The 18,476-nt window shown below is 59.2% G+C and carries 18 protein-coding genes; 15 read left to right on the top strand and 3 right to left on the bottom strand.

What is annotated here, in order from left to right; all coding sequences use genetic code 11:
- Nucleotides 1-77 precede the first annotated feature (77 nt).
- From AC13DD_RS15480 to lipB, 10 genes are all read left to right on the top strand, one after another.
- Nucleotides 78-1,334, top strand: coding sequence for a glutamate-5-semialdehyde dehydrogenase (locus AC13DD_RS15480; RefSeq protein WP_053114577.1), 1,257 nt, complete (start codon nt 78-80; stop codon nt 1,332-1,334).
- 5 nt (nt 1,335-1,339) lie between these two features.
- Nucleotides 1,340-1,990 (top strand): nicotinate-nucleotide adenylyltransferase, encoded by a 651-nt coding sequence (gene nadD, locus AC13DD_RS15475; RefSeq protein ID WP_014576127.1) that lies wholly within the window; start codon nt 1,340-1,342, stop codon nt 1,988-1,990.
- Nucleotides 1,991-2,060: 70 nt separating this feature from the next.
- On the top strand, nt 2,061-2,411 hold the full coding sequence (rsfS, locus tag AC13DD_RS15470) for a ribosome silencing factor (protein ID WP_008176434.1): 351 nt from the start codon (nt 2,061-2,063) through the stop codon (nt 2,409-2,411).
- Nucleotides 2,412-2,413: 2 nt separating this feature from the next.
- The gene (gene rlmH / locus AC13DD_RS15465; protein ID WP_008176432.1) at nt 2,414-2,884 is read left to right on the top strand and encodes a 23S rRNA (pseudouridine(1915)-N(3))-methyltransferase RlmH; all 471 of its coding nucleotides are present in this window, start codon (nt 2,414-2,416) and stop codon (nt 2,882-2,884) included.
- Between the two features lie 9 nt (nt 2,885-2,893).
- Nucleotides 2,894-4,783, top strand: a complete 1,890-nt coding sequence (gene mrdA / locus AC13DD_RS15460) for a penicillin-binding protein 2 (RefSeq protein WP_008176429.1) — start codon at nt 2,894-2,896, stop codon at nt 4,781-4,783.
- On the top strand, nt 4,783-5,925 hold the full coding sequence (rodA, locus tag AC13DD_RS15455) for a rod shape-determining protein RodA (RefSeq protein WP_008176427.1): 1,143 nt from the start codon (nt 4,783-4,785) through the stop codon (nt 5,923-5,925). The genes mrdA and rodA overlap by 1 nt, the downstream gene beginning before the upstream one ends.
- 123 nt (nt 5,926-6,048) lie before the next feature.
- Nucleotides 6,049-6,942, top strand: a complete 894-nt coding sequence (locus tag AC13DD_RS15450) for a septal ring lytic transglycosylase RlpA family protein (RefSeq protein WP_008176425.1) — start codon at nt 6,049-6,051, stop codon at nt 6,940-6,942.
- A gap of 56 nt (nt 6,943-6,998) precedes the next feature.
- On the top strand, nt 6,999-8,165 hold the full coding sequence (locus AC13DD_RS15445) for a D-alanyl-D-alanine carboxypeptidase family protein (RefSeq protein ID WP_482931413.1): 1,167 nt from the start codon (nt 6,999-7,001) through the stop codon (nt 8,163-8,165).
- A 30-nt stretch (nt 8,166-8,195) separates the two neighbouring features.
- Nucleotides 8,196-8,465, top strand: a complete 270-nt coding sequence (locus tag AC13DD_RS15440; RefSeq protein ID WP_008176421.1) for an HP0495 family protein — start codon at nt 8,196-8,198, stop codon at nt 8,463-8,465.
- Between the two features lie 5 nt (nt 8,466-8,470).
- On the top strand, nt 8,471-9,109 hold the full coding sequence (gene lipB, locus AC13DD_RS15435) for a lipoyl(octanoyl) transferase LipB (protein ID WP_092030334.1): 639 nt from the start codon (nt 8,471-8,473) through the stop codon (nt 9,107-9,109).
- Nucleotide 9,110: 1 nt separating this feature from the next.
- Here the strand turns inward: lipB and AC13DD_RS15430 are convergent, their stop codons facing one another.
- Nucleotides 9,111-10,202, bottom strand: coding sequence for a GGDEF domain-containing protein (locus tag AC13DD_RS15430; RefSeq protein ID WP_482931412.1), 1,092 nt, complete (start codon nt 10,200-10,202; stop codon nt 9,111-9,113).
- A 252-nt stretch (nt 10,203-10,454) separates the two neighbouring features.
- On the opposite strand from AC13DD_RS15430, the gene AC13DD_RS15425 reads away from it, so the two are divergent.
- Nucleotides 10,455-11,900, top strand: a complete 1,446-nt coding sequence (locus AC13DD_RS15425; protein WP_482931411.1) for an ABC1 kinase family protein — start codon at nt 10,455-10,457, stop codon at nt 11,898-11,900.
- On the opposite strand, the gene AC13DD_RS15420 is transcribed toward AC13DD_RS15425, so the two are convergent.
- Nucleotides 11,840-12,283, bottom strand: coding sequence for a YqaA family protein (locus AC13DD_RS15420; RefSeq protein WP_482931410.1), 444 nt, complete (start codon nt 12,281-12,283; stop codon nt 11,840-11,842). The two genes, AC13DD_RS15425 and AC13DD_RS15420, sit on opposite strands and share 61 nt — an antisense overlap.
- Nucleotides 12,284-12,343: 60 nt before the next feature.
- Here AC13DD_RS15420 and AC13DD_RS15415 point away from each other — a divergent pair, with 60 nt between their 5' ends.
- Nucleotides 12,344-14,470, top strand: coding sequence for a methyl-accepting chemotaxis protein (locus AC13DD_RS15415; protein ID WP_482931409.1), 2,127 nt, complete (start codon nt 12,344-12,346; stop codon nt 14,468-14,470).
- 120 nt (nt 14,471-14,590) lie between these two features.
- A complete protein-coding gene (locus tag AC13DD_RS15410; RefSeq protein WP_008176407.1) occupies nt 14,591-14,845 on the top strand; it encodes a GrxA family glutaredoxin in 255 nt (84 codons plus the stop codon).
- 87 nt (nt 14,846-14,932) lie between these two features.
- On the opposite strand, the gene AC13DD_RS15405 is transcribed toward AC13DD_RS15410, so the two are convergent.
- Nucleotides 14,933-16,195: a 6-phosphofructokinase gene (locus AC13DD_RS15405; RefSeq protein WP_482931408.1), complete on the bottom strand. Its 1,263-nt coding sequence runs from the start codon at nt 16,193-16,195 to the stop codon at nt 14,933-14,935.
- A gap of 155 nt (nt 16,196-16,350) precedes the next feature.
- Here AC13DD_RS15405 and mpl point away from each other — a divergent pair, with 155 nt between their 5' ends.
- Together mpl and AC13DD_RS15395 are read left to right on the top strand one after the other, a co-directional pair.
- The gene (gene mpl, locus AC13DD_RS15400) at nt 16,351-17,745 is read left to right on the top strand and encodes a UDP-N-acetylmuramate:L-alanyl-gamma-D-glutamyl-meso-diaminopimelate ligase (protein WP_069183952.1); all 1,395 of its coding nucleotides are present in this window, start codon (nt 16,351-16,353) and stop codon (nt 17,743-17,745) included.
- Nucleotides 17,746-17,791: 46 nt separating this feature from the next.
- Nucleotides 17,792-18,439, top strand: coding sequence for a flavin prenyltransferase UbiX (locus AC13DD_RS15395; RefSeq protein WP_136629767.1), 648 nt, complete (start codon nt 17,792-17,794; stop codon nt 18,437-18,439).
- Nucleotides 18,440-18,476: the final 37 nt, after the last annotated feature.

Below are 18,476 nucleotides of genomic sequence, written 5' to 3'. Positions count from 1 at the left end.
GGGATGCGTACTTGAAACGGGAAAGGTAAAGTTAGGCCCTGATTCCTGATTCCGCTTGAAAACAGAAAGGTATTTGAATGGATATTGCAGCGTACATGGCTGAGGTTGGGCAGCAGGCCCGTGCAGCGGCAACCGGAGTGGCTCGTTCGACCACCGCCGTGCGTAATCAGGCGCTCCTGGCGACGGCCGAGGCCCTGGATGCAGCCCGGGAAGAGCTGGCCCTCGCCAATGGCAAGGATCTGCAGATGGGCCGGGAAAATGGCCTGGATGCGGCGATGCTTGACCGGCTGGAGCTGACACCCCAGCGAATCGATACCATGATTGAGGGCCTGCGCCAGGTGGCCTCCCTGCCAGACCCGATCGGTGCCATCACCGACATGAACTACCGGCCCTCCGGTATCCAGGTGGGCAAGATGCGTGTTCCGCTGGGCGTCATCGGTATTATTTACGAGTCCCGTCCCAACGTGACGGTCGAGGCTGCGAGTCTGTGCCTCAAGTCAGGCAATGCGACCATTCTCCGGGGCGGCTCAGAGTCCATTCATTCCAACCAGGCCATTGCCCGCTGTCTTTCCGTGGGGCTCGCGAAAGCGGGACTGCCCGAGAATGCGGTGCAGGTGATCAAGACAACGGACCGCGCTGCGGTCGGAGAGTTGATCACCATGCCGGACTACGTTGATGTGATTGTGCCCAGGGGCGGCAAGGGGCTGATCGAGCGCATCAGCCGCGATGCCCGGGTGCCTGTTATCAAACACCTTGATGGCGTCTGCCATGTCTACATCGATAGCCATGCCGATCCGGAAAAGGCGCTGAAGGTGGCGATCAACGCCAAAACCCACCGGTACGGAACCTGCAACACCATGGAAACCCTGTTGGTGGATGCAGAAATCGCCGAGGATATCCTGCCTCTGCTGGCCCAGGCTTTTGTTGAAAAAGGCGTGGAATTGCGGGGCTGCGAGCGAACACGGGCCATCGTCGAAGGCGTGGTCGAAGCTACCGAGGCAGACTGGGAAGCCGAATATCTGGCTCCGGTCCTGGCAGTGCGTGTGGTTGACGGCCTGGAAGGCGCCATTGCCCACATCAACCGCTACAGCTCCCAGCATACCGACAGCATCATTACCGAGAACTACACGCGGGCACGGCGCTTCATCACGGAGGTGGATTCCAGTTCGGTGATGGTCAATGCCTCCACGCGCTTCGCCGATGGGTTCGAGTATGGTCTGGGGGCCGAAATCGGCATCTCCACTGACAAGATCCACGCCCGGGGGCCGGTGGGGCTGGAAGGCCTCACATCCCAGAAATACGTGGTCTTCGGTGACGGGCACATCCGGACCTGATGCCCATGCATGTCATTTATGGAGGGACCTTCGATCCGGTGCATCATGGCCATCTCAGGCTTGCGCTGGAAATCAGCGATCGTCTTGGCGTGGATTACGTCAGCCTGGTGCCCTGTCATATTCCGCCGCACCGGGGGCAAACCGGGGCGTCTTCCAGTCAGCGCCTGGAGTTGTTGAGGCTGGCAGTGGCCGGTGAGCCCCAGTTGCGGATTGACGACCGTGAGCTCTCACGGGAAGGAGCGTCCTACACCGCCGATACCCTCCGCCAACTCCGGGCCGAGCTTGGCCCGGATGAACCCCTGGTGATGGTGGTTGGCACGGACGCATTTGCTGGCTTCGATCGCTGGCGGGAATGGCAGCAGATTCCGGGTCTGGCGCATGTGGTTGTGGTCCGTCGGCCGGGCCCGGCATTGGATCCATCCTCCGAACCGGCCCGATTGCTGGCAGAGCGCGGTGTGGAAAGCCCGGAGGCCCTGCATGACAGCCCCTGCGGCTGCGTTCTTGAGCTGGATCCACCCTTGCTGGATGTTTCCGCGACCGGTATTCGGGAGCGTATCGGTGACGGCCGTTCGCCACGCTATCTGGTGCCTGACTCGGTCTGGACAGAAATTCGCCGCCAGGGGCTCTATGGAGCATGCCCTGACGGGAACTTTTAGTGCTACAATCGCGTCTGAATATGACATTTCGGGCGGCCATACCGGCAAACGCCCGTCCAACAGGGTGATTATGCAGGCAGAGCAACTGAAAGATCTGGTAATTAATGCGCTTGAAGATGTGAAAGCACAGGACATCAGCGTAATCGATGTCCGTGACCGCACCAGTGTCACCGACTTCATGGTTCTGGCATCCGGAACGTCCAACCGACATGTAAAATCCCTGGCAGACTCCGTCGTGGTCGAAGCGAAGGAGAAGGGCGTGCGCGCGAGCAATGTTGAAGGTGCCGGCGTCAGCGACTGGATTCTCGTGGATCTGGGCGATGTGGTTGTTCACGTCATGATGCCTGCCACACGAGAATTTTACGATCTGGAGCGCTTCTGGCGTGATGCTCCGGATCTTGGTGTTGCGGGCAGCGAATAATCATGCGGTTACGCCTGATCTGTGTGGGGCAGAAAATGCCCGACTGGGTCAGTACCGGATTCGGAGATTACGCCCGCCGCATGCCGCCGGAGCTACCCGTGGAACTGGTTGAAATCCCCGTCGCCCATCGGGGCAAGAATCCCGATATCCCCAGGCTGATGCAGCGAGAAAGTGACGCCATTCTGGCGGCCACCGGCGCGAAAGACCGGGTCATCGCGCTGGAGGTTGGTGGGCGGCCGTGGTCGACCGAAAAGCTTGCGGCGCAGCTGGAGAACTGGCAACAGGATGGCCGGGACGTCAGCTTTCTGGTGGGCGGCCCGGATGGCCTCGCCGACGATTGCCGCAAACGGGCCGACCAGCAATGGTCGCTGTCGCCCCTGACCCTGCCTCATCCCCTGGTGCGTATTGTTCTTGCAGAACAGCTCTACCGGGCCTGGTCGATCACCCGCAATCACCCGTATCACCGGGCCTAGGGGGACGTTATGCCATGGGGTGAGTTCAAGGATACGGCAGCGGAACGCCGGCTGTTCCAACGGCGGACCCTGGTCATGCTGGTAATTGTCATGCTCGCTATCGGCGGTCTGATTGCCCGGATGTACCAGCTTCAGGTCGTGGAGCATGAGATATACACCACGCTCTCAGACAAGAATCGCGTCCAGGTCCAGTCGGTGCCTCCTCCCCGGGGGCTGGTATACGACCGCAATAACACCCTGCTGGCGGAGAACCGCCCCGTTTTCAGTGTAACGCTTGTGCCCGAGCGGGTGCAGGGCATGGACGATACCCTGGCGCAGCTTGACGCGATCCTGGAGATCTCCGAGGAAGACCGCGAACGGTTTCAGCGTCGGCTTCAGGAGCCCCGCCGACCCTTCCAGGAAATACCCCTTCGCTATGACCTTAATGAGCAGGAGATGGCACGCCTCGCCGTGCATCGCCACGAGCTTCCGGGCGTCGAGGTCAAGGCTGAGCTGGTACGGTATTACCCCCACAGTGAGCTGACGGCCCATGCCCTGGGGTTTGTCGGACGTATCAATCGGGATGAGTTGCAAAGGATCGATCCGGTCAACTACGCAGGCACCAACTACATCGGCAAGTCGGGCATTGAGCGGTTCTACGAGGAAATCCTCCACGGCCAGGTCGGTTACCAGCATGTCGAAACCAATGCCCGGGGCCGGACTCTCAGGGTTCTGGAACGTGAGAACCCGGTTCCCGGGGAGGATCTGCAGCTGCATCTGGATCTCAGGCTGCAACAGCGTGCCCACGAGCTTCTTGATGGTCGTCGGGGCGCCATCATTGCCATAGAACCGGATACCGGCGGCATTCTCGCGCTGGCCAGCGTGCCGGGGTTTGATGCCAACAAATTCGTCACCGGTATCAGCGTCAACGATTATCGGGAATTGAGCGACAGCAAAGACAAGCCCCTGTTTAATCGTGCCTTGCGCGGTCAGTACCCGCCAGGCTCAACCCTCAAGCCCATGCTTGCGGTCGCCGCCCTCGACAGTGGCGCGACCACCCGGGATTACACCATCTGGGATCCGGGGCATTTCCGACTGAATCAGGGTGGCCGGGTCTGGCGCGACTGGAAGCGGACGGGGCACGGCTGGGTTGATCTCAAGGACGCTGTGGCCGAATCCTGTGACGTCTACTTCTACGAGGCGGCGGTCGAAATGGGCGTGGATACCATGCACAGCTACCTGTCTCATTTTGGCTTCGGGGAAGACGCGACGCTTGATGTCTCCGGGGCCCTGAGCGGCTTGCTTCCTTCCAGAGACTGGAAAAGGGCAGTGCGCAATGAACCCTGGTATCCGGGAGATTCCGTGAACCTGGGTATCGGCCAGGGCTTCATGTTGGCAACACCGTTGCAACTGGCGACAGCGACCGCCCTAATCGCCAATCGAGGCGAGTGGGTCGAGCCGAGGTTACTGAAAGATATCAAGGGGGATCGCCCGGTCGAGGAGTTCCTACCCGCCGAAACCCACGAGCCGCTCAAGTTGAAGAACCCGGACGACTGGGAGTATGTGGTGGAAACCATGGTTGAAGTCATGCACGGAGCGAAGGGCACTGCCCGGGGTGCTGGTCGTGGTGCCCCCTACAAGATGGCAGGCAAGACAGGAACTGCCCAGGTCTTCAGTCTGGCCGAGGATGAAGAATACGATGAGGAAGAAATCCGCGAGCGGCTTCGGGATCATGCGCTTTTCGTGGGTTTTGCGCCGGTAGATAACCCGAAAATTGCCGTCGCCGTTATTGTCGAGAACGGCGGCAGCGGCAGTGGCACCGCGGCACCGGTCGCGCGGGCGCTGTTTGACTCCTGGTTGCTGGATTATGGCCAGGGGGATAGCGCATTGGTCAGTGGTGTCGGCGAGGTGGCTGACTGATGGCGTTCAAGGCGTTACTGGATTCAACCGCAAGCAACCCTCTTGGCCGGCACCGGAGCATCTGGACAGCGCTGCATCTGGATCCAATCCTGTTGCTGCTGTTACTCCTGCTGGTTTCCGGCGGGCTGTTCGTACTCTACAGCGGTGCCGACCGGAACCTTGAGGTCGTCAAGGCCCAGGGCATCCGGCTGGGCGTGGCGTTTGTCGTGATGCTGGTATTTGCCCAGCTGGATCCCTCGGTGTTTCGCCGTTGGGCGCCGTGGCTCTACGGCGCCGGTATTGTGGCCCTGATTGCGGTTCTGCTGGTGGGCGTTGGTGCCAAGGGTGCGCAACGATGGCTGGCTATTCCGGGACTTCCGCGTTTCCAGCCATCGGAATTGATGAAGCTGGTGGTTCCCATGATGGCGGCCTGGTATCTGTCCAGGCATTTCCTGCCGCCCAGATTCCGGCATGTAACCGTCGGGCTGGCGATCGTTCTGGTGCCCATGGTCATGATCATGCAGCAGCCGGACCTGGGGACCTCGCTGCTGGTCGGCATGGCCGGTATCTTCGTGGTGTTTTTTGCGGGCATCAGCTGGAAACTGATCACGGCGTTCGTGGCCATGGTGTCCGTTTCGGCCCCGCTGATGTGGTTCTTCGTCATGAGGGAATACCAGAAACAGCGTGTGTTGACGCTTCTGGACCCTCAGAGTGACCCCCTTGGCGCCGGCTGGAACATCATCCAGTCCAAGACCGCCATCGGTTCCGGTGGCGTGGATGGCAAGGGCTGGCTTCAGGGAACCCAGTCGCACCTGGAGTTTCTGCCAGAGAGTCATACCGACTTCATCGTCGCAGTGCTGGCTGAAGAGTTCGGGTTCGTGGGCATGCTGATCCTGATGACGGTGTATTTCCTGATCATACTGCGGTGCCTGTATATTGCCGCGACAGCCCAGGATTCATTCAGCCGCCTTCTCGCGGGTGCGCTCACCATGACGTTCTTCATCTACATCTTCGTAAATGTCGGGATGGTAAGTGGACTTTTGCCAATCGTTGGTGTGCCATTGCCCCTGATCAGCTACGGTGGTACGTCGGGGGTCACCCTGATGGCAGCCTTTGGTGTTTTGATGTCGATTCATACCCATCGGCGAATGATTGGCGCCTGATTCGGTCAATCAAACCATGGCCACAGGGTAATGGTGATTCCTTCGGAGAACCCGTTACAATGAAGGCTGGACCACCGGGAACCTGATACCGGTGGCCAGTGTAGTCAAGAGGAATTCCGGACAGTGAACTGCAAGCCCTCATTCTCCCTCCTGCTGTCGGTGGTTGTGTCGCTGATACTCGGCGGCTGCGCGTCGGCCCCGGAAACGGACCATTCGTCCCGCTATACCCTGGCAACCGACAGGGCCCCTTCGGGTAACTTCGATGTGTCCGGTCTTGACGATGCGGTACCGGTTTACGAGGCTCCCAGGAGGGCGGGCAATAAATCGCCCTACCAGGTCTGGGGCAAGCAGTACCACGTGCTCGACAGCAACGATGGCTATGTGGAGCGGGGTACGGCGAGCTGGTACGGCGAGAAATTTCATGGCCACAAGACCTCCAACGGCGAAACCTTTAACATGTACACCATGTCCGCCGCGCACAAATCCCTGCGGATCCCCGGCTATGCACGTGTAACGAACCTTGATAACGGTCGCTCGGTGATTGTCCGTGTCAACGACCGCGGTCCCTTTCACAGCGACAGGATCATCGACCTGTCATACGCCGCTGCCAAGAAGCTGGGGTACCAGGCCAGGGGCACGGCCCGTGTGGAGGTGGCTGCCATCACCGTCAGGCCGGATGGCGCCATGTTCATTGCCGGCGAGCCTTATTCCCCGGGAGATCCGGCCGGATACGCTGAAAGCCGGGTGGAGGCAAGCGGCGACATGGCCATGACCAACCGGTCATTGTTTGTGCAGCTGGGGTCCTTCAGCAGCCGGGATCCGGCTGAAAAACTGCTCAGCCAGGTGAGGGCGGTGCTGGAGAATCCGATGCGCGTTCGGGCAGTGGATACCTCCGCGGGGCGCTTCCATCGGGTCCAGGTGGGCCCCTTCAATGACGAAGACAGCGCCAGGCGTACCCAAAGCCTGCTGGAAGCCCGTGGTTTCGATCAGTCCATCCTACTGACCGATACGCACTGAATAAGCCGAACACGACATATTTAAAAAAATACACTTAACGACGAATGAATGGACCCATGGCCTTAAACTCTGCTTTTCGAACTCTCTCCGTTGTCCTTGTGCTGATGCTTGCCCTGACAGGCAAGGCAATGTCCCAGTCGGTGCTGATTCCGTCGCCGCCGCAGATTGCCGGCAGCTCCTACGTGTTGATGGATCCCAAGAGCGGACGGATCATCATGGAGGAGAATAGCCACGAGCGTTTGCCTCCGGCCAGTCTGACCAAAATGATGACGGCCTATATTGTCGAGCGTGAGCTTGATGAGGGCCGCATTGCCATGTCCGACATGGTTCCCATCAGCGTTAATGCCTGGAAGACCGAAGGTTCGCGCACCTTCGTTCGGGAAGGCACCCAGGTTTCGGTCGAAGATCTGCTCAGGGGGGTCATCATTCAGTCGGGCAACGACGCGTCTGTTGCCCTGGCGGAATTCGTTGCAGGCAGTGAAGGAGCCTTCGTTGACATCATGAACCAGCAGGCCCAACTGCTGGGAATGAAAGGCACCAATTTCGTGAACGCGACCGGCCTGCCCTCGCCGGAGCATTTCTCAACAGCCTATGACCTGGCGATGCTGGCCCGCGCGATCATCAACGATTACCCGGAGAACTATCCGCTCTACGCTGAAAAACATTTCACCTACAACAACATTCGCCAGCCGAACCGGAACAGTCTGCTCTGGCGCGATGATAGCGTCGACGGCCTGAAAACAGGCCATACCGAGGAGGCGGGTTATTGCCTTGTTGCCTCTGCCAAACGCAACGACACCCGTTTTATTGCCGTGGTTATGGGCACCAACAGTTCAGAAGCACGGGCCCAGGAAATCCAGAAAATGCTGAACTACGGCTTCCGCTACTATGAGAGCGAACGCCTGTTCCGGTCAGGCCAGGAGCTCATCGAAGCCCGTGTCTGGGGCGGTCAGGCTGATCAGCTCTCCGTTGGCATGACTGAGGATGTCTACGTGACCATTCCACGGGGTTCACGAAACGATCTGGAATCGACGGTCGACCTTGATTCTGTGATTAAGGCACCCATTAAAGTTGGGGACGAGCTGGGACGGGTGAAGGTCTCCTATAACGGCGAGGTACTGGTTGATCAGCCGGTGTTGGCCCTGACCGAGGTTCCCGAAGGTGGCTTTTTCAAACGCATCTGGGACGCCATCAAGCTCTTTTTCATTCAGTTATTTCAGTAAGGTGATGTTGATCCCGGGGAGTAAAACGGCATGAGTGAGCCGAAAGCACCAAAAATTGAGTTTCCTTGCGACTATGTGATCAAGGTGATTGGCAATGCGGCCCCGGATTTCACCGAGTTCGTGGTCGAGGTTGTGGAGCAGCATGCCCCCGGAATCAGCGAGACCGATATCACCGTTAACGACAGCAGCAAAGGCCGTTTTTCCTCGGTTCAACTGAAGATTGTGGCCACGGGTGAAGCGCAACTGAAGGCCCTGTTCGAGGATCTCAAGGCCAGTGGCCGCGTACACATGGTGCTCTGAGCCCGATGCCTGACCTGATTGTCCGATCCCTGGGTGAGCAGCCCTATCTGGAAACCTGGGAGGCCATGAAAGCCTTCACCGCTGACCGCGATGACAGTGTGGCGGATGAACTCTGGTGTTTGCAGCATCCGCGGGTTTATACCCAGGGCCAGGCGGGGAAGGCCGAACATATTCTTGCCCCGGGCGACATCCCGGTGATCCCGGTGGATCGGGGCGGGCAGGTGACCTACCACGGTCCCGGCCAGCTCGTGATTTACCTGATGATCAATCTGACTCGCAAAAAACTTGGTGTACGTTCTCTGGTGGACGAGATCGAACAGGCCATCGTCCGCACGCTTGGAGAATTGGGCGTTGAGGCCGCTCCGAGACCGGACGCCCCGGGCGTTTACGTGGGCGACGCCAAGATTGCCTCGCTCGGACTGAGGGTTCGCCGGGGTTGTTCCTTTCATGGCCTGGCGCTGAATGTGGATATGGACATGGAGCCTTTTCAGCGCATAAACCCCTGCGGCTACGCCGGAATGGCCATGTGTCAGGTTCGCGACTTTGTTCCCGGTGTGACACTGGCTGACGTGCAGCGGAGGTTGTCGCAGCAGCTGGTCAGTGGCCTGGCTCACCACGATGTCGATTTCCGCGAGGGCTGGTAGCTCAGGCCGCGGCTTCATTCTCGTAACCGCATGCGCGGTTACGTCCCTCGGATTTCGCCCGATACAGGGCTTCGTCTGACCGCTGCAGCAGGCGATCGATGGATTCCGAGCCACGGATCGACGCCACCCCCACACTGATGGTTGCCTGAATCGGGCCCTTCTCCGTGCTTACGGATCTGGCGGCAAAAGCTTCACGGATCCGGTTTGCGGATGCCAGCGCCTCCCCGGTATTGGTTTCGGGCAGCAGAACCAGGTACTCCTCACCGCCCCATCGGGCCAGCGTATCAACTTTGCGGCATTGTTCCCGAAGGGTCCTGGCCACCAGAATGATCAATTCGTCACCCACATGGTGCCCATAGTTGTCGTTAACGCTCTTGAACAGGTCAATGTCCATCAGCAGCACCGAAAAGGGCCGGGCGTTGCGAAGATAGCGCTGATACTCGATGTCCAGTTGCTCAAGCGCTTCGCGGCGATTGGCCAGGCCGGTCAGGGCATCGTGCTTGGCGGCATACTCGAATTCCGCGGCCAGCTTCAGCAACCCCAGCTTGCTGCGTCGACGGCTCTGGTCAAGGATGTAACAGGTGACCATTTCAAAACCCAGCACCGCTATCATGGTGATTCTGAAACTGGTGCTGTGCGGCGGATCGAACAGGAAATCCCCCAGTGGGCTGAAAAGGAAGATGACGGCGGCGAAGCCGCCACTGCAGGCGAGCACTCCAACCCGGGATTCGCTGATGTAGAAAATAATGGGGGGGTAGGCGAACAGCCAGATAATGGCGGACCCGTCCTCAACCGCATGGATCGCCAGGTAGGTGAACAGCACCGTGATAAGGGTAATAAAAGCCCGGCGTTGCAACGTTCTGTTGCCGGACAGTAAATAGGTGACAGAGTTGGCCGTCAGAAGCACGGCAAAGCCAATCAGCAATGGCGGTGTAATCGGGTCATTCTGCAGGCTTGAGCGCCAGGCGAAGAAGAACAGCAGGGGAACGGCAACGGCAGTCAGCCAGTTGATCAGAATCGGGACAGGAATCTCGCCCTTGACCCGGAACTGGGACAGTTCCGTATCCGGCGTTTTTCTGGCGGATTGCGGCATGTTCGGATCTTGTTCTTGTGATAATCGTTGCTGGACCTTACGTATGTAGAAATAGTAGACCGGTTTCCTGCCAGAAACTGTGTCGAAACGTAAACGATCCGGTTGCCCAGATGTAAACCGGGGGCGGTGTTGGCACATTGGCCCCGTGGCCGCAGATAGCCGGTCGACTCGGTTAGGTCAGCTCCCCTGACTATCCGTATAATGGTGTTAGACGCCAAACGTGGTGAAATTCTCTGATCCGAACAGGTCATTATGTCTTCCAGACGTTCAGGAAATTCGGTTTCCCGCATCAAGACAGGCAGTTTCGAGCGCAGGTTGAGCCTGACCCGCGCCGGGTTGTTTGCGGGTACCCGTATGGCTTCTCATATGGCAACCAACTGGTTCAGCAGCCGGGAAAACCGGGAGAAGCGCCACCGCGCCATGCTCTCTAACCAGGCGCGGTTCCTGGTGGATGAGCTGGGGCAACTGAAGGGTAGCGTGGTCAAGATCGGCCAGGTCATGGCCCTGTATGGCGAGCATTTCCTGCCCGAGGAAGTCACTGAAGCCCTGCATACCCTGGAGGACCAGACCACGTCACTGGAATGGCCGGCCATTGAGCGCGTTCTGAAAGACGAGCTGGGAGCCGATCGCCTGGCCCAACTGGATGTGGAACCCGAACCCATTGGGGCGGCCTCGCTGGGGCAGGTACACCGGGCCTGGCGCAAAAGTGACGGCCTGGAATTGGTGCTGAAGGTTCAGTACCCCGGCGTTGCCGATGCGGTTGATAGCGATTTGAATGCGGTTGCCCAGTTGTTGCGGGTGGCAAGGCTGGTCAGTTTTGGCCCGGAGTTTAATGACTGGCTGGAAGAAGTCCGGCAGATGATGCACCGGGAAGTGGACTATCGTCTGGAGGCGAAAACCACCGAGAAATTCCGCACCATGCTGGCGTCTGATCCCAGGTTCATCGTACCCGGGGTCCTGCCGGAATTCTCAACGGCGCACGTGATTTGTTCGACCTACGAACATGGCCATTCTGTCAGTTCCCAGGCGGTAAAAGACCTTCCTCTGGAGCGTCGGAGCGCCCTGGGCAAGGCTGCCCTGGAGCTGTTCTTCCGCGAGCTGTTCGTCTGGGGCGAAATACAGACCGATCCCAACTTCGGCAACTACCGCATCCGGATTGCTGGCGAAGAAGGTGATGACCCTGGTTACGACCGCATTGTCCTGCTTGATTTCGGGGCTGTTCAGGCTTACTCAGATGACTTCCTAAAGCCGGTTATCCAGATGATCAGGGCGTCCTATGAGAACGATCTGCAGGCGGTGATTGATGGTGGCGTCAAGTTGCGCTTCATGAGCACCGAGTGGCCCGACGAAGTGCTGGAGAAATTCGGCCAGGTGTGTATGTCGGTGCTCGAGCCGCTATCCAGTGACAAGGACGCCTGGCCGGATTATGCGGTGAACAGTCACGGCGAATACCGCTGGAAGCAGAGTGAGTTGCCGTCCCGAGTGGCAAGACAGGCCGCTCGATCGGCTATCAGTCGCTATTTCCGTGTTCCTCCGAAGGAATTTGTTTTCCTTAACCGGAAACTGATCGGGGTCTACACCTTCGTTGCGGTGCTGAATTCCGAGTTCAACGGCGAGCCACTGCTCAGGAAATACCTCTACGGTGAGGGTGATGACGCGCCGGATGCCTCGGCCACAAGCCAGAGCACGAAGGCGTAGCGGGCGCCCTTGCCAATCCCCACCAGAATGACAAAGTTGAGCCAGGGCACGCGCATGATCCCGCCGACGAGGGTCAGCGCGTCACCCCCCAGGGGCAGCCAGCCCATCAACAGTGACCACTGACCATAACGGTTAAATCGGTTCCGCGCCTTGTGCAGCTGTATTTCGCTGACCGGAAACCAGCGCTTATGCTTAAAGCGATCCACCTGCCGGCCGATAACTCCATTAACGACCGAGCCCAGCGTGTTGCCCAGCGTTGCCCAGAACCAGAGCCACCACCAGGAGTAGCCCTGGGTTATCAGGGTGCCAAGCAGGACTTCCGAGTAGGCAGGCAGCAGCGTGGCGGCAGCGAACGCGGTCAGAAATAGCGTCAGGTAGGCCACCGTGCCCTCCGTGCTTTAAGATGAAACGAACCTCCAACATTCCGCAGGTCCGGCCTTACCATGAAACAGTTATCGCTGCGCTTCAAGCTCTATGCCCTCGTCGTGTCACTGCTCCTGATTATGGGCATTAGCATTGTAGTCACGGCCCAGTTATCCCTCGGCGACATGGAAGAAAGACTGACGGCAGAAACCCGGGATACGGTGCAGGGTATTGTGATGGATCAGCTAGGCGCAACCGCCGGCAAATATGGTGAGCTGGTCAGTGGCCAGTTTGCGACCGCTTTTCGCACGCCGGAAGTCGTTCGCAACGTCATCATCCGTAATATTCAGGCCGACAGCTCCGGGCGTATCAGCCGGTCAGCCCTTCAGGAGACCGTTGGCGCGGTTCTGGAGGAGCAGAAAAGCCTGAGCTCGATCTACGCCCAGTTCGAACCGGATGGCTACGATGGCCAGGATCGCTATTTCACCGGTGGTGTTGAAGAGCACAGCAGCGACGAGGGCACCCTGGAGATATACTACTACCGGGAGCCGGACGGGCAGGTCCAGTTCAGCCGCACAGAGGACCCCTCCACCAAGTATCTGGATAACCTCAACGAATTCGGGATCAGGGAAGCCGAGTGGTATCTCTGTTCGCGGGACACCAAAGCGCCCTGCATTATGGAGCCCTACGAATATGAAATCAGTGAGGGCTATTCCGAGCTGATGACCAGTCTGGTGGTTCCGATTCTGGATGACGGAACATTCGCCGGTGTGGTGGGTGTCGATATCAATCTTTCGACCCTGCAGAAAACCATTGCCGGTGTCAGCCAGGAGCTGTTTGGAGGCCAGTCCAGGGTCACGCTGATCAGTGAGCAGGGTCTTATCGCGGCCTCCAGCCATTATGAGTCGCACCTTGGCCGGCCTCTGCAGGAAGCCGTGCCCGATCACGGCAGCACCTTCGCAGGGCTGCACCAGGGTGAGGGCACCTTTGATGACGGTCAGACCCTGGCCGTGGCCTATCCCGTTGAGATCCGGTTGCCGGATGCCGAGTGGTCGCTGCTGATTGAGTTGCCCCGGGATGCCGCGCTGGCAAGCGTTTCGGAAATTACTGGCCTGTTGTCGGACGAAGTTGCCGCCACCGCCACTCGCCAGAGCCTTGTGGGTATCGGTGTGGTTGTCCTGGCCATTGTGGCCCTGGTGCTGCTGGTGCGCTCGGTGACCCGCCCGCTGGATGAAATTCGGGATCGTATGAAGAACCTGGCCAGCGCCGAAGGAGACCTGACCCGTGAACTGGAAATCGACACCCACGCCGAACTGATCGAGCTGGCCGGCGGGTTCAATGCCTTCCTGGCGCGTCTGAGAGAGATGATCAATGATCTGAAGGACGTGAATGTAAAGGTCCGCGAACAGGCCAGGGATGTAGGCAGCATTGCGGTCGAGACCGATGAACAGACAGGTCGACAGCACCAGGACATCGACAGCGTGGTCACCGCCATGAACGAAATGTCCGCCGCTGCAGGAGAGGTGGCAGGGTTTGCCGGCGAAGCGGCCGATAACGCCCGGATGGCCCAGGACGGCATCCGGTTTACCCAGGATACGCTGTCATCGGCGGTGAATGGAGTAAGCGCGGTGGCCAACGATATGGGCGAGGCCAGTACAGCGATCGGGCAGGTGGCCAATCGCAGCGAGGATATCAATCGCATCCTGGATGTCATCCGAGGCATCGCCGAGCAAACCAACCTTCTTGCCCTCAACGCTGCCATCGAGGCCGCCAGGGCTGGCGAACAGGGACGCGGATTCGCCGTGGTTGCCGATGAGGTCCGCACGCTGGCCTCCCGCACTCGGGAATCCACCGATGAAATCAGCACCATGATCGACGGCCTCAAGCAGGATGTGAACGGTGCCGTTTCGGTGATACAGAGCGGCGTTGATCGCGCCACCTCGGCGGTTGATGGCACCCAGGAAGCGGCCCATTCGCTGGCCACGGTAGTCGACCGGATCGGGACCATCGTGGAGCATGTAACCCAGGTGGCCACTGCGGCGGAAGAGCAGAGCTCGGTGAGCGAGGAAATCAACCGCAACCTCACTCATATCGGTGACGCCGCCAACGATCTCCGGGAACTTGCTGGTCGCGTCAAAGGCAGTGGTCAGGCCCTGGACAATGAAGTGCAGGTTCTGGAGCGGGAGCTCGGTCGCCTGAGGACATGATGGGCGGCTACTATGGTGGCGATTCAAAGCATCAATTTTAAATTAGCTTATGCCGTGCCATCATTCAGCCATAGGATTTCAGTCCCGAAACATACAGTCAGAGACTTTAGGGAGGTGTTTATGGAGCAGGTCACGATTTATGGCCGCTCGAGTTGTGGTTTCTGCGTTCAGGCAAAGCGTCTGTGTGAGGCCAGGAACATTCCCTACGTCTGGGTCGATATGATCGAGAAGGGCATGAGCAAGCAGGATATCGCGGACAAGATTGGCCGGCCGGTTTATACCGTGCCGCAGATTCTGGTGGGCAACCAGTACGTGGGTGGGTTTGATCAGTTCTACGCCTACATGCGCGACCAGCAATCGGAGCTGGCCCGCTAACCATCTGCGTGTAGTGCCTGAACAATGAAAAAGCCTGACAGAGCTACTCTGTCAGGCTTTTTGCTTTCCGGTACGCTGTTCGTTCGGTTACAGCTGGAACTCGGTCTTCAGTTTCTTCTCGGTCAGCGTGTTCTGGAGTTTGGCAACACGCGGCAGGCCGTTATCGAATGGCGGGAAACTCTCACCGGCAATCAGAGGTTCCAGGTAGTCCCGGCAGTCCTGGGTGATACCAAAGCCATCGTCGGTGATGAAGTGGATCGGCATCTTTTTCTCCTGGTTTGCCACTTCGCTCAGCGGGGCCTCACCGATCTTCCAGACGTAAGGTTTGCCCTGTTCGCGGACGATCGTGGGCATCAGAGCCTGCTTGCCGTCAAGTGCCATTTCCACGGCGGCCTTGCCAACCGCATAGGCCTGCTCCACGTCGGTGGCGGAGGCAATGTGGCGGGCACTGCGCTGAAGGTAGTCGGCAACGGCCCAGTGGTATTTATGGCCCAGGGCCTGCTTGACCATATTGGCCAGGGCCGGAGCAACACCGCCCAGCTGGGTGTGGCCAAACGCGTCCTTGGCTCCGGCGTCCGCCAGGAAGCGACCATCTTCGTACTGGGCACCTTCGGAGGCCACCACTACACAGTAGCCATATTCCTTCACACAATGATCCACGCGCTCAAGGAAGGCGTCGCGATTAAACGGGATTTCCGGGAACAGGATGACGTGGGGCGGTTCGCCCTCGCCCTGTCCGGCGAGGCCGCCGGATGCGGCAATCCAGCCGGCGTGGCGACCCATGACTTCCAGGATGAACACCTTGGTGGACGTTTCGCACATTGACTTGATGTCCAGGCTGGCTTCCAGGGTGGACGTGGCAATGTATTTGGCAACCGAACCGAAGCCCGGGCAGCAGTCGGTGAACGGCAGATCGTTGTCCACGGTCTTGGGCACGCCGATGCAGGTAATGGGATATCCCATTTTGTCCGCGATCTGGGAGACCTTGTAGGCGGTATCCTGTGAATCCCCGCCGCCGTTATAGAAGAAATAGCCAATGTCGTGAGCCCGGAATACCTCAATCAGACGCTCATACTCGCGGCGGTTTTCGGAAATGTTCTTGAGCTTGTGGCGACAGGAGCCGAAAGCGCCGCCCGGGGTATGAATCAGTGCCTGGATGTCATCGTCGCTCTCGAGGCTGGTATCAATCAGTTCTTCCTTCAGCGCCCCGATAATGCCGTTGCGTCCGGCAAACACTTTGCCGATTTTGTCCGGATGCTTGCGGGCGGTCTGGATGACGCCACAGGCACTGGCATTGATGACGGCGGTGACACCGCCGGACTGAGCGTAGAATGCGTTCTTGATGGCCATCTCGGGCTGGAGCCTCCTGCTGGTTCGATAATGGCGCAGATGATACGCCAATCGCCGGCAATTTTCATGAGCAGGATTGCGGATAGCATGGCTCTTGACGGGGTGGGGCGGATACGGGAGGCTTGTCGGGTTTCAACTCAGAGGGCAGTTGCCGAATGCACATTCATATACTCGGAATCTGTGGCACCTTCATGGGCAGCCTGGCGGTTCTTGCCCGGGAGCTTGGCCACACCGTGACCGGCTCTGATCAGGGTGTTTATCCGCCCATGAGCACGCAGCTGGAGGCTCAGGGTATCAGCCTGATGGAAGGCTACAGCGCGGATCACCTTGAGCCCAAACCGGATCTGGTTCTGATCGGCAACGCCATGTCCCGGGGCAATCCGGAAGTCGAAGCGGTGCTTAACCGGAACATTGACTACATGTCCGGGCCCGAGTGGCTGAGCCGCGAGGTGCTTCGGCATCGTTGGGTGATGGCGGTGGCCGGTACCCATGGCAAGACCACAACCACGTCCATGCTGCTCTGGATCCTGGACCAGGCCGGGTTCGAACCGGGTTACCTGGTGGGCGGTGTTCCCCGGGATTTTCCCGTCTCGGCACGGCTGGGCAACAGCGACTTTTTTGTGATCGAGGCGGATGAATACGACAGCGCCTTCTTCGACAAGCGCTCCAAGTTCGTTCATTACCGTCCCCACACCCTGATCCTGAATAATCTGGAGTTTGATCACGCGGATATTTTCGACAACGTCGAGGCGATTGAGCGACAGTTCCATCATCTGGTTCGGACTGTCCCCTCCCAGGGCCTGATCATTCGTCCCGCAGTAGATCGCCACCTGGATAATGCCCTGGAATTGGGCTGTTGGAGCCCGGTCCAGGATACCGCCATTGGCAGCGAGACCCCGCGCATGTCGGATTGGCGGGCCGAGCTGCTCTCGGAGGATGGCAGCCGGTTTCTGGTCATTCACCACGAACAGCCGGTGGCGACCCTGAAATGGGATCAGACCGGTCTGCACAATGTCCGAAATGCCCTGTCTGCCATTGCTGCTGCCCGCCATGTGGGTGTCACTCCCGATCATGCCGTGGCGGCGCTTTGCAGGTTCTCTGGCGTCAAGCGGCGCATGGAGTTGCTGGCAGACATCGACGGCGTGCGGGTCTACGATGACTTCGCCCACCACCCGACCGCCATTGCCACCACCCTTGAGGGCTTGCGTAATCAGGTGGGTGAGGAGCCTATCCTGGCGTTGATTGAACCGCGCTCGAACACCATGAAGCAGGGCGTTCACCAGCAGACGTTGCTGCCAAGTGCAGAAACCGCCGACCGGGTTCTGTGGGCCAACCTGAACAACATGGACTGGCTGCCGGAACTGATTTCCGGATGGCAGGCGCTGAACGCTGGTTCCGAGAGGCACAGGGTAGAGGCCTCGGTGGAAGACTTGCTGGCACGTACCCTGGAAGATCTGCCCAGCCCCTGCCACATTGTGATCATGAGCAACGGTGGCTTTGGCGGTATCCACAGTAAACTCATTGCCGAGCTTGAGCGTATTCGTGGCTGATCCGGCTTGGCCGGTGACTTTTCCTGACTGATAAGTGGCGACATCCATGAGCAACGACCAGAACCGGCCTTCTACCGTTAACCTGGCCATGACCGGCGCCTCGGGCGCCCAGTATGGACTGCGCCTGCTGCAGTGCCTGGTATCGGCCGGCTGCCGGGTGAATGTGATGGTCAGCCGGGCCGCGCAGGTAGTGATCGCCACGGAAACCGACCTCAAGCTGCCGGGAACCCCACCGGCCATGCAGGAAACCCTGTCTGCCTATTCAGGCGCGGAGCCGGGCCAGGTTCTGGTGTTTGGCCGGGAAGACTGGTTTGCACCGCCGGCCTCCGGTTCCGGGGAGAAAGCGCCGCTGGTGGTATGTCCCTGCAGTACGGGAACGCTCTCGGCCCTGGCGACCGGCGCCAGCAATAACCTGATCGAGCGGGCCGGCGATGTGGCCCTGAAGGAACGTCGCCCGCTGATTCTTGTGCCCAGGGAAGCGCCTTTCTCCGAGGTGCATCTGGAGAACATGCTGAAACTGACCCGGATGGGGGCTGTCATCATGCCGGCGAGCCCTGGCTTCTACCACAAACCCCAGGCAGTCGAGGACCTGGTGGACTTTATTGTTGCCCGCATCCTTGATCATCTGAATCTGCCCCAGGATCTCATGCCCCGCTGGGGCGAAGCCCGCGCCGAGGATAAGCGCAAGGTCTGAGGCTGCCCGAGACGATGGTTTTGGCCAGCCCGATTGA

Source organism: Marinobacter sp. L-13, assembly GCF_056857715.1.
The sequence above is the reverse complement of the archived record's forward strand: the minus strand, read 5'-3'. Positions and strand labels throughout refer to the sequence as shown.